5 protein-coding genes are annotated in these 11158 nt (G+C 65.8%); 3 read left to right on the plus strand and 2 right to left on the minus strand.

Annotated features, from left to right (window positions below; translation table 11 throughout):
• Positions 1–6: 6 nt before the first annotated feature.
• Together AC07S4_RS28450 and AC07S4_RS28455 are read right to left on the minus strand one after the other, a co-directional pair.
• Positions 7–1320 carry an ATP-binding protein gene (locus tag AC07S4_RS28450; RefSeq protein WP_494989800.1) on the minus strand — a complete coding sequence of 438 codons (1314 nt, stop codon included), beginning with the start codon at positions 1318–1320 and terminating at the stop codon, positions 7–9.
• The gene (locus AC07S4_RS28455) at positions 1320–2060 is read right to left on the minus strand and encodes a response regulator (protein WP_161070457.1); all 741 of its coding nucleotides are present in this window, start codon (positions 2058–2060) and stop codon (positions 1320–1322) included. Before AC07S4_RS28455 ends, AC07S4_RS28450 begins: the two co-directional genes overlap by 1 nt.
• A 157-nt stretch (positions 2061–2217) precedes the next feature.
• Between AC07S4_RS28455 and AC07S4_RS28460 the strand changes: the two genes are divergently transcribed.
• The 3 genes from AC07S4_RS28460 (at position 2218) to AC07S4_RS28470 (ending at position 11155) form a co-directional block, all read left to right on the plus strand.
• A complete protein-coding gene (locus AC07S4_RS28460; RefSeq protein WP_494989801.1) occupies positions 2218–2949 on the plus strand; it encodes a cytochrome c biogenesis CcdA family protein in 732 nt (243 codons plus the stop codon).
• A 1-nt stretch (position 2950) separates the two neighbouring features.
• Positions 2951–3472, plus strand: coding sequence for a thioredoxin family protein (locus AC07S4_RS28465; RefSeq protein WP_494989802.1), 522 nt, complete (start codon positions 2951–2953; stop codon positions 3470–3472).
• Between the two features lie 612 nt (positions 3473–4084).
• Positions 4085–11155, plus strand: coding sequence for an SPM autocatalytic domain-containing protein (locus AC07S4_RS28470; protein ID WP_494989803.1), 7071 nt, complete (start codon positions 4085–4087; stop codon positions 11153–11155).
• Positions 11156–11158: the final 3 nt, after the last annotated feature.

Below are 11158 nucleotides of genomic sequence, written 5' to 3' on the forward strand. Positions count from 1 at the left end.
GCAGCTTCAGGGTGTTCTCAGCACCAGCCGCGCTTCCAGGCCGCCGCCGGGGCGGGGATGTAGGGTCAGCGTGGCGTCCATGGCTTGGGCCAACTGGCGCGCGATCGCCAGGCCCAGGCCGGTGCCGCCCGTGCCCCGGTTGCGCGAGGTTTCCAGCCGCACAAAGGGCTCGAACACCGCTTCCAGCGATTCTTCCGGAATGCCGGGGCCGCGGTCGAGCACGGACACCGTTAGCGCACCGGGCTGCGCCGCCACCACGATCTCGGCCGCGCCGCCGAACTTGAGGGCGTTGTCGGTCAGGTTGCCCAGCACGCGGCGCAGCGCCTGCGGGCGCGCCATCAGCGCGCCGCCGGCCTTGCCTTGCAGGCTGACCTCGTGGCCGCCGTCGCGGTAGTCGGCCAGCATGCTGTCGAGCAGGGCGTCCGGATCGATGCGCAGCGGCGTTTCGGCCGCGCCGTGCAGCGTGCGCGCATAGGCCACGCCTTCCTTGACCAGGGTTTCCATCTCCTGCAGGTCCTGCTGCAGCTTGGCGTGCTGCGGCGTGTCGTCGTCCATCATGTCCACCCGCAGGCGCATGCGCGTGATCGGGGTCTGCAGGTCGTGCGAGATGGCGGCCAGGATCTGCAGGCGCTCGGTCATATAGCCGGCGATGCGGTCCTGCATGGCGTTGAAGGCGCGCGCCGCGCGCGCCACCTCGGACGGGCCGTCTTCGGCCAGGCGCCCGGCCTTCAGGTCCGGTCCCAGCGCGTCGGCCGCCTGGGCCAGCTGGTGCAGCGGCCGCGTGGCCTGGCGCACCGCGTACCAGCAGCAGGCCGCCAGCAGCGCCAGCTGCAGCGCCAGCAGCAAGGGCAGCCAGCGCGACAGGGGGATGCCGTGCATGGGGGTGATGTCTATGGTCAGCGGCGCGCCGTCGCTCAGGCGCAGATGCACTTGCAGCCGTTCGCGCTCGCCGGGCACGGCGTTGGCCGTCAGTTCATAGCTGGTGCCGATGCCGTCGGCGATCGAGGCCGCCACCCGGGCCGACAGCGTGGCGTCCGGCGCCACGCCGGCCACGCCGGGCTCCAGCATGAAGTGGTAGCTGCGGCGGGCCAGCCGGGGCAGCCAGGCGGGCCGCTCGGCGGCGGGCAGGCGGTCCAGCAGGGCCACCGAACTGGCCACTTCGCGCTCGATATAGCCCATCATCACATTCATGGTGGCCTGGTTGCGCTCCGTCATGGTGAGCCAGAAGGAGGTGGCGTTGGCCGCCGCCAGGCCGATGAACAGGATCAGCGCCAGGCGCGCGAACAGCGAGCGCGGCCAGCGCAGCGGGCCGGCAGCCATCAGTCGCGCCCTTCCAGCACCGTCACGGCGGACGAGAACACATAGCCTTCGCTGCGCAGCGTCTTGATATAGCGCGGCTCGCGCGCCACGTCCTTCAGCGTCTGGCGCAAGCGGCTCACCAGCAGGTCGATGGAGCGGTCGAAGGCGTCGGCCTGGCGGCCCTGGGTCAGGTTCAGCAGCTGGTCGCGCGTGAGCACCCGCTGCGGGTGGTCCAGGAAGACGCGCAGCAGCCGGTACTCGGCGCCGCTGAGCGCGACCATCGTGCCGTCGGCGTCCAGCAGGTGGCGCGCCACCGTGTCCAGCTTCCAGTCGCCGAAGCCCAGCATGTGGGCCGCTTCGGTCACCTGCATATTCTTGGGCAGCATGCGCGCGCGGCGCAGCACGGCGCGGATGCGTGCCAGCAGCTCGCGCGAGGCGAAGGGCTTGGCCAGGTAGTCGTCGGCGCCCATCTCCAGGCCGACGATGCGGTCGGCCTCCTCGGCCAGCGCGGTCAGCATCAGCACCGGCACCGTGCGGTGCTTGCCGGCGCGCAGCTCGCGGCACAGCAGCAGGCCGTCCTCGCCGGGCAGCATCAGGTCCAGCACAATCAGGTCCGGCTCGCCCTGTTCCAGCACGGCGCGCATCTGGCGTCCGTTGGCGGCCAGCGAAACGCGCATGCCGTTCTTTTCAAGGTAGGCCGCCAGCAGTTCGCGGATGCCTCGGTCGTCATCGACGATCAGTACGTGGTCGTTAGTATCCATGCAGCCATGATACCCCAGCGCATTTGCATGTTTGTATCCCCGTGTATCCCCTCGGCCGGCGTACACACTACATTGCAGCGCCGCCGCGCGGCGGACACAAGCGGGATACCTGGGCGCGGTCCAATAGCGTTTTCTATCCTGTCAGGCGGAGCGCCCCATGCACAATCTGCTCGAAACGCTGCTGGCCCTGCTGGCCGGCGTCTTCACCATCGCCTCGCCGTGCGTGCTGCCGGTGATGCCCATCCTGTTGGGCAGCGCCGCCGGCGGCGCCGGCCAGCCAGCCGGACCGGCACGCCGCCGGCCGCTGTACATCATCGCCGGCTTCATTCTCACGTTCGCCTCTTTTGCCATGTTGCTGGGCGCGGTGTCGTCCGTGGTGCAGGCGGCGCAGGAGGCGCTGCGCAATGCCGCCATTGCGCTGCTGGCGCTGTCCGGCCTGCTGCGCCTGTGGCCACGGCCCTACGACTGGCTGGTGGCCGGGGTGCAGCGGGCGCTGCCGGGCATGGGCGGCGGCCTTGGTGCGGCCGGCGCGCGCGGCGGCAGCCTGGGCGGCTTCGTGCTGGGCATGTCGCTGGGCGCGGTGTGGACGCCGTGCGCCGGCCCCGTGCTGGCCTCCATCCTGGCGCTGGTGGTGCGGGCCCAGGACCTGGGCTGGTCGGCGCTGCTGATCACGCTGTACGCCGCCGGCGCCGCCATTCCCATGCTGGCCATCCTGTATGGCGGCCAGTACGCCGGCGCGCGGGTGCGCGTGGTGGCGCGCCATGCCGGGCGCCTGCAGCAGGTGTTCGGCGTGCTCGTGATCGCCACCGCCTTCGCTATATATATGCAGTACGACATCCTGGCCTATTCCAGCCTGGCTGCCTTCTTTCCCTCCCTGAAAGGACTTTAATATGTTTTTGACACGCACAGCAGCGGCGGCCGCCGCCCTGGCCCTGGCCTCCGGCCTGGCCGCCGCCGGTCCGCTGAAGAACCCGGCCGCCGCGCCGGAGTTCGCCGGCATCGAGAAATGGCTGAACAGCGAGCCGCTCACCGTGCAGCAGCTGCGCGGCAAAGTGGTGCTGGTGGATTTCTGGACCTACACTTGCATTAATTGCATCAACGTGCTGCCGCACGTGAAGTCCTGGCACGAGAAGTACAAGGACCAGGGCCTGGTGGTGGTCGGGGTGCACACGCCCGAGTTTCCCTTCGAGCGCAGCACCACCAATGTGCAGACCGCCATCAAGCGCTTCGATATCCGCTATCCGGTGGCGCAGGACAACCGCTACGCCACCTGGAGCGCCTATCGCAACCAGTACTGGCCGGCGTTGTATTTGATCGACCGCAGCGGCAAGGTGGTCTACACCCACTTCGGCGAAGGGCAGTACGGCCAGACCGAGGCGGCGATCCAGGCGCTGCTGGCGCAAAAAGGCTGAACAGGCAAGCTTGCCTGTGTTCAGGACAAGCCCGGCCGCTGCGCCGGGCTTTTTTTCGTCCCGCAGTTCGTGAATTGATAGCAAGAAATCAGCTTGTTTGCCAGATAGGCATCCTCCTTGCCGCCCTAGAATAAAGCTTGTGTGCTTGTCTTTTCACTATGGAAAAGTTGTCGTTTACTCGAGTTGTTTGATGGCGACAGGAAATTAAATAAGTGCTGCGTGGCAAGTAAATCCGCTATACTTGCCGGTAATGTCTATGTGCCGCCTGCACTTCCGGTGGCATCACAGAAGGGAAGTAGCAGCCTCCCTATGAAATTGCCCCAAGTTAACAAGTTTACTTAATGAAAGCACCGTTGCGGTCGCTTTGTAACGAAGCGTAGTTTTGCGTTGCGGTGTTGCGCCAGTTCGATGACGGCTGATAAAAGTTGACCAGTAAGTAATATTCTTGTCACTTTTGTTTACTAAAGTTAACCGAACTGTTGACGTTAAGAATGAAAAGCGCGCCCTTTTGTAGGGCGCTGTGCCACAGATTAGCGATTGGAGCCCGGGAACAGCCCACCGGCTCCAGTTCGTGTCCAGTCAGATTCGAGTAGTGCCCCAAGGAGAATGGAAATGAGTATCGTAACCAGCTTGTCCACAGACCAAATTGCCTCACTTTCGACCGCGCAGATTGCGGGTCTGGCGACAGCTGATATCGCTGGCCTTTCCTCAGACCAGTTCCGGGCACTGACCACCGACCAGATGGGCGTGTTCACCAGCGCCCAGATCCCGTCGTTCACCACCAGCCAGCTGGCTGGCGCGCTGACCACGGACCAGACCGTTGCGCTGACCTCCGCGCAATTCGCCTCCATGACCAGCGGCCAGGTTGCCGCCCTGTCGACCGACGCGGTGAAAGCCATCGAGTCCAGCGACATCGCCGCGCTGAAGACCGCCTCCATTGCTGCACTGAAAACGAATCAAGTCGCCGTGCTGGGCTCCGACCAGATCGGCGCGCTGACCAGCGGCCAAGCCGCCGCGCTGACCACCAACGCGATCGCCGCCGGCCTGACGACTGACCAGATCGTCGCACTGGGCACCAACCACACCGCCGTGCTGAGCTCGGCCCAGGTTGCCGCCTTCAGCACCGACGGCATCGCCGCCCTGCAGACTGAAGACCTGGCCGCCCTGCGCACCGTCGCCATCGCCGGCCTGAAGTCCAACCAGCTGGCTGCGCTGACCACCGACCAGGTCGTAGGTCTGGGCACCAACCAGGTTGCAGCGCTGACCAGCGCGCAAGCTGGCGCGCTGACCACCGACGGCATCAAGGCCATGGAAACCAGTGACCTGGCCGCCCTGAAATCGTCCGCCCTCGCCGGCCTGAACACTGCCCAGATCGCTGCGCTGACCACCGACCAGATCGGCGCCATGACGACCGGCCAGTTTGCCGCCCTGAGCGTCACCCAGATCGGTTCCGGCCTGACCACCGACCAGGTCGTCGCGATGAACTCGGCGCAGATCGGCGTGCTGAGCACCGCCCAAGTCGCCGCCTTCACCACCGACGCCATCAAAGCCATTGAAACCAATGACCTGGCCGGCCTGAAGTCGAGCGTGATCGCCGCACTGAAAACCAACCAGATCGCCGCCCTGACCACCGACCAGGTAAGCAACCTGTCGAGCAGCCAGGTTGCCGCGCTGACCACCACCGCCATCGCCACCGCGCTGAGCACCGACCAGGTGGTCGCCCTGAACAGCGCGCAAGCCGCTGCCCTGAACTCGAGCCAGGTTGCCGCCTTCACCACCGACGGCATCGCCGCGTTGCAGACCGAAGACCTGGCCGCACTGAAAACCTCCGCCATCGCCGGCCTGCGCACCGCCCAAGTGGCCGCGCTGACCACCGACCAGGTAGTTGGCCTGGGCACCAACCAGGTTGCCGCGCTGACCAGCGCCCAAGCTGGCGCGCTGACCACCGACGGCATCAAGGCCATGGAGACCAACGACCTGGCCGTGCTGAAGTCGGCTGCCATCGCCGGCCTGAGCACCGCCCAGATCTCGGTGCTGACGACCGACCAGATCGGTGCCATGACCTCCGGCCAGTTTGCCGCCCTGAGCGTTACCCAGATCGGCGCCGGCCTGACCACCGACCAGATCGTGGCCATGAACTCGGCCCAGTTCGGCGCGTTCACCACCACCCAGTTCAACGCCCTGTCGACCGACTCGATCAAAGCCATCGAGACCAACGACATCGTCGGCCTGAAGTCGACCGTGATCGCCGCGCTGAAAACCAACCAGATCGCCGCCCTGACGACGGACCAGGTTAATAGCCTGACCAGCAGCCAGGTCGCCGCGCTGACCACCACCTCGATCGCCACCGCGCTGAGCACCGACCAGGTTGTGGCCCTGAACAGCCAGCAAGCCTCCGCGCTGAGCTCGCTGCAAGTGGCTGCCTTCACCACCGACGCGATCGCCGCCCTGCAGACCGAAGACCTGGCCGCGCTGAAGACTTCGGCCATCGCCGGCCTGAAGACCTCGCAAATGGCCGTGCTGACCACCGACCAGGTCGTTGGCCTGGGCACCAACCAGGTTGCCGCGCTGACCAGCGCCCAAGCTGGCGCGCTGACCACCGACGGCATCAAGGCCATGGAGACCAACGATCTGGCCGCGCTGAAATCGGCTGCCATCGCCGGCCTGCGTACCGACCAGATCTCGGTGCTGACGACCGACCAGATCGGCGCCATGACCTCCGGCCAGTTCAGCGCCCTGAGCACCACCCAGATCGCTGCCGGCTTGACCACCGACCAGATCGTGGCCATGAACTCCGCCCAGTTCGGCGCGTTCACCACCACCCAGTTCGGCGCCCTGACCACCGACGCCATCAAGGCGATCGAAACCAGCGACATCGTCGGCCTGAAATCGACCGTGATCGCTGCGCTGAAAACCAACCAGGTTGCCGCGCTGACCACCGACCAGGTCAACAACCTGACCAGCACCCAGGTTTCCGCACTGACCACCACCGCCATCGCCACCGCCCTGAGCACCGACCAGGTCGTGGCCCTGAACAGCCAGCAAGCTTCCGTCCTGAGCTCGAGCCAGGTGGCTGCCTTCACCACCGACGCGATCGCCGCGCTGCAGACCGAAGACCTGGCCGCGCTGAAGACTTCGGCCATCGCCGGCCTGAAGACCTCGCAAATGGCCGTGCTGACCACCGACCAGGTAGTTGGCCTGGGCACCAACCAGGTTGCCGCGCTGACCAGCGCCCAAGCTGGCGCGCTGACCACCGACGGCATCAAAGCCATGGAGACCAACGACCTGGCTGCGCTGAAATCGGCGGCCATCGCTGGCCTGAAAACCGACCAGATCTCGGTGCTGACGACCGACCAGATCGGCGCCATGACCTCCGGCCAGTTCAGCGCCCTGAACACCGCGCAGATCTCTGCCGGCCTGACCACCGACCAGATCGTGGCCATGAACTCCGCCCAGTTCGGCGCGTTCACCACCACCCAGTTCGGCGCCCTGTCGACCGACTCGATCAAAGCCATCGAGACCAACGACATCGTCGGCCTGAAGTCGACCGTCATCGCTGCGCTGAAAACCAACCAGGTTGCCGCGCTGACCACCGACCAGGTCAACAACCTGACCAGCACCCAGGTGTCGGCACTGACCACCACCGCCATCGCCACCGCGCTGAGCACCGACCAGGTCGTGGCCCTGAACAGCCAGCAAGCCTCGGCCCTGAGCTCGAGCCAGGTTGCTGCCTTCACCACCGACGCCATCGCCGCGCTGCAGACCGAAGACCTGGCCGCGCTGAAGACTTCGGCCATCGCCGGTCTGAAGACCTCGCAAATGGCCGTGCTGACCACCGACCAGGTAGTAGGCCTGGGCACCAACCAGGTTGCCGCGCTGACCAGCGCCCAAGCTGGCGCGCTGACCACCGACGGCATCAAAGCCATGGAGACCAACGACCTGGCCGCGCTGAAATCGGCGGCCATCGCTGGCCTGCGTACCGACCAGATCTCGGTGCTGACGACCGACCAGATCGGCGCCATGACGTCCGGCCAGTTCAGCGCCCTGAGCACCACGCAGATCTCTGCCGGCCTGAACACCGACCAGATCGTGGCCATGAACTCCGCCCAGTTCGGCGCGTTCACCACTACCCAGTTCAACGCGCTGTCGACCGACGCCATCAAAGCGATAGAGACCAACGACATCATCGGCCTGAAGTCGACCGTGATCGCTGCGCTGAAAACCAACCAGATCGCCGCGCTGAGCACTGACCAGGTCAGCAGCCTGACCAGCAGCCAGGTCGCCGCCCTGACCACCACCGCCATCGCCACCGCGCTGAGCACCGACCAGGTCGTGGCCCTGAACAGCCAGCAAGCCTCCGCGCTGAGCTCGCTGCAAGTGGCTGCCTTCACCACCGACGCGATCGCCGCGCTGCAGACCGAAGACCTGGCTGCGCTGAAGACTTCGGCCATCGCCGGCCTGAAGACCTCGCAAATGGCCGTGCTGACCACCGACCAGGTCGTAGGCCTGGGCACCAACCAGGTTGCCGCGCTGACCAGCGCCCAAGCTGGCGCGCTGACCACCGATGGCATCAAAGCCATGGAGACCAACGACCTGGCCGCGCTGAAATCGGCTGCCATCGCTGGCCTGAAAACCGACCAGATCTCGGTCCTGACGACCGACCAGATCGGCGCCATGACCTCCGGCCAGTTCAGCGCCCTGAGCACCACGCAGATCTCTGCCGGCCTGAACACCGACCAGATCGTGGCCATGAACTCCGCCCAGTTCGGCGCGTTCACCACCAGCCAGTTCAACGCGCTGTCGACCGACTCGATCAAAGCCATCGAGACCAACGACATCATCGGCCTGAAATCGACCGTGATCGCCGCGCTGAAAACCAACCAGATCGCCGCCCTGACGACTGACCAGGTTAATAGCCTGACCAGCAGCCAGGTCGCCGCCCTGACCACCACCGCCATCGCCACCGCGCTGAGCACCGACCAGGTTGTGGCCCTGAACAGCCAGCAAGCCTCCGCGCTGAGCTCGCTGCAAGTGGGTGCCTTCACCACCGACGCGATCGCCGCGCTGCAGACCGAAGACCTGGCCGCGCTGAAGACTTCGGCCATCGCCGGCCTGAAGACCTCGCAAATGGCCGTGCTGACCACCGACCAGGTAGTTGGCCTGGGCACCAACCAGGTTGCCGCGCTGACCAGCGCCCAAGCTGGCGCGCTGACCACCGATGGCATCAAAGCCATGGAGACCAACGACCTGGCCGCGCTGAAATCGGCTGCCATCGCTGGCCTGAAAACCGACCAGATCTCGGTGCTGACGACCGACCAGATCGGCGCCATGACCTCCGGCCAGTTCAGCGCCCTGAGCACCACGCAGATCTCTGCCGGCCTGAACACCGACCAGATCGTGGCCATGAACTCCGCCCAGTTCGGCGCGTTCACCACCAGCCAGTTCAACGCGCTGTCGACCGACTCGATCAAAGCGATCGAGACCAACGACATCGTCGGCCTGAAATCGACCGTGATCGCCGCGCTGAAAACCAACCAGATCGCCGCCCTGACGACGGACCAGGTCAATAGCCTGACCAGCAGCCAGGTCGCCGCTCTGACCACCACCGCCATCGCTACCGCGCTGAGCACCGACCAGGTCGTGGCCCTGAACAGCCAGCAAGCATCGGCCCTGAGCTCGAGCCAGGTGGCTGCCTTCACCACCGACGCGATCAAGGCGCTGCAGACCGAAGACCTGGCCGCGCTGAAAACCGCTGCCATCGCCGGCCTGAAGACCTCGCAAATGGCTGTGCTGACCACCGACCAGGTAGTTGGCCTGGGCACCAACCAGGTTGCCGCGCTGACCAGCGCCCAAGCTGGCGCGCTGACCACCGACGGCATCAAGGCCATGGAGACCAACGACCTGGCCGCGCTGAAATCGGCGGCCATCGCTGGCCTGAAAACCGACCAGATCTCGGTCCTGACGACCGACCAGATCGGCGCCATGACCTCCGGCCAGTTCAGCGCCCTGAGCACCACCCAGATCGCTGCCGGCCTGACCACCGACCAGATCGTGGCCATGAACTCCGCCCAGTTCGGCGCGTTCACCACCACCCAGTTCGTGGCGCTGACGACCGACTCGATCAAAGCCATCGAGACCAACGACATCGTGGCCCTGAAGTCGACCGTGATTGCCGCGCTGAAAACCAACCAGGTTGCAGCCCTGACGACTGACCAGGTCAACAACCTGACCAGCAGCCAGGTCGCCGCCCTGACCACCAGCGCCATCGCCGCCGCCCTGAGCACCGACCAGGTGGTCGCTCTGAACAGCGCGCAAGCATCGGCACTGAGCTCGAGCCAGGTGGCTGCCTTCACCACCGACGCCATCGCCGCACTGCAGACCGAAGATCTGGCTGCGCTGCGCACGGTAGCGATCGCCGGCCTGAAAACCTCGCAGATCGCTGTGCTGACCACGGATCAAGTGGTTGGCCTGAGCACCAGCCAGGTTGCCACCCTGAACAGCGCGCAAGCTGCGGCGCTGACCACGGACGGCATCAAGGCCATGGAGACCAACGACCTGGCCGCGCTGAAATCGGCTTCGATCTCCGCGCTGAACACCAGCCAGATCTCCGCCATGACGACCGACCAGCTGGTGGCGATGACCACCGGCCAGTTCAGCGCACTGCTCAGCACGCAGATCGCCGGTCTGTCGACCGACCAGGTGGCCTCGCTGGAAACGAACGACATGCGTGCCCTGCGCACCTCGGCAATCCGCGCCATGTCGACCGACCAGCTGCGCAGCCTGACGACGACCCAGGTCCACACGCTGACCAGCTCGCAAGTCTGCGCGCTGACCTCGACCCAGATCCAGGCCATGACGACGGACCAGATCAATGCCTTCGTCAGCCCGTTCTACACGCCTATCGTGCTGGATCTGGACGGCAACGGCATTGACACCCTGTCGGTTGGCGACGGCGTCAAGTTCGATGTGCTGGGCACCGGCACCGCGGTCAACACCGGCTGGGTACGCGGCAACGACGGCCTGCTGGCCCTGGACCGCAACGGCGACGGCGTGATCAACGACGGCACCGAGCTGTTCGGCGCGGGCACCACGCTGGCCAACGGCCAGAAGGCGAAGACCGGCTACGACGCGATGGCTGAACTGGACAGCAACAAGGATGGCGCACTGACCAGTGATGACAGTGCCTTCGGCGACCTGCGCGTCTGGGTGGATGGCAATGCGGACGGCGTCAGCCAGGCAAGCGAGCTGAAATCGCTGGCCGAGCTGAACATCACCAAGCTGAACCTGAACGCCAAGCAGGATGTGTCTCTGAATAACGGCAACATCGTCGGTCTGACCTCGACCTACGAAACCGCCGATGGCCAGAGCCACGCCGCAGCCGACGTCTGGTTCGCCGGCAGCAACGTGACGCCGGGTGCGGCGGATCTGCGCGGCAGCGTCAACGGCCTGGTGCAAGCGATGTCTTCCTTCAGCAGCAGCGACGCACCGGCAACGGGCGGCACGCTGAAACTGGATGGCGGCAGCCAGAACGTGGCCAGCAGCGTGGCCAACCTGGCCGACGCGCTGAAACAGTTCGACGCGACCAAGCTGAACGGAGCCGCAGGACTGGCGCCGGCTGGTGAAGATCTGCGCCTCAAAGCGCTGCACGGCACCACCCAGGGCTTCCTGGCGGCACCGAAGTAAGTA

Source organism: Pseudoduganella sp. GW821-FHT05F09, assembly GCF_059419605.1.

Coding starts and splice junctions, on each gene's coding strand:
- AC07S4_RS28460 (WP_494989801.1), top strand. CDS start 2,218: ATGCACAATCTGCTCGAAACGCTGCTGGCCCTGCTGGCCGGCGTCTTC.
- AC07S4_RS28455 (WP_161070457.1), bottom strand. CDS start 2,060: ATGGATACTAACGACCACGTACTGATCGTCGATGACGACCGAGGCATC.
- AC07S4_RS28465 (WP_494989802.1), top strand. CDS start 2,951: ATGTTTTTGACACGCACAGCAGCGGCGGCCGCCGCCCTGGCCCTGGCC.
- AC07S4_RS28450 (WP_494989800.1), bottom strand. CDS start 1,320: ATGGCTGCCGGCCCGCTGCGCTGGCCGCGCTCGCTGTTCGCGCGCCTG.
- AC07S4_RS28470 (WP_494989803.1), top strand. CDS start 4,085: ATGAGTATCGTAACCAGCTTGTCCACAGACCAAATTGCCTCACTTTCG.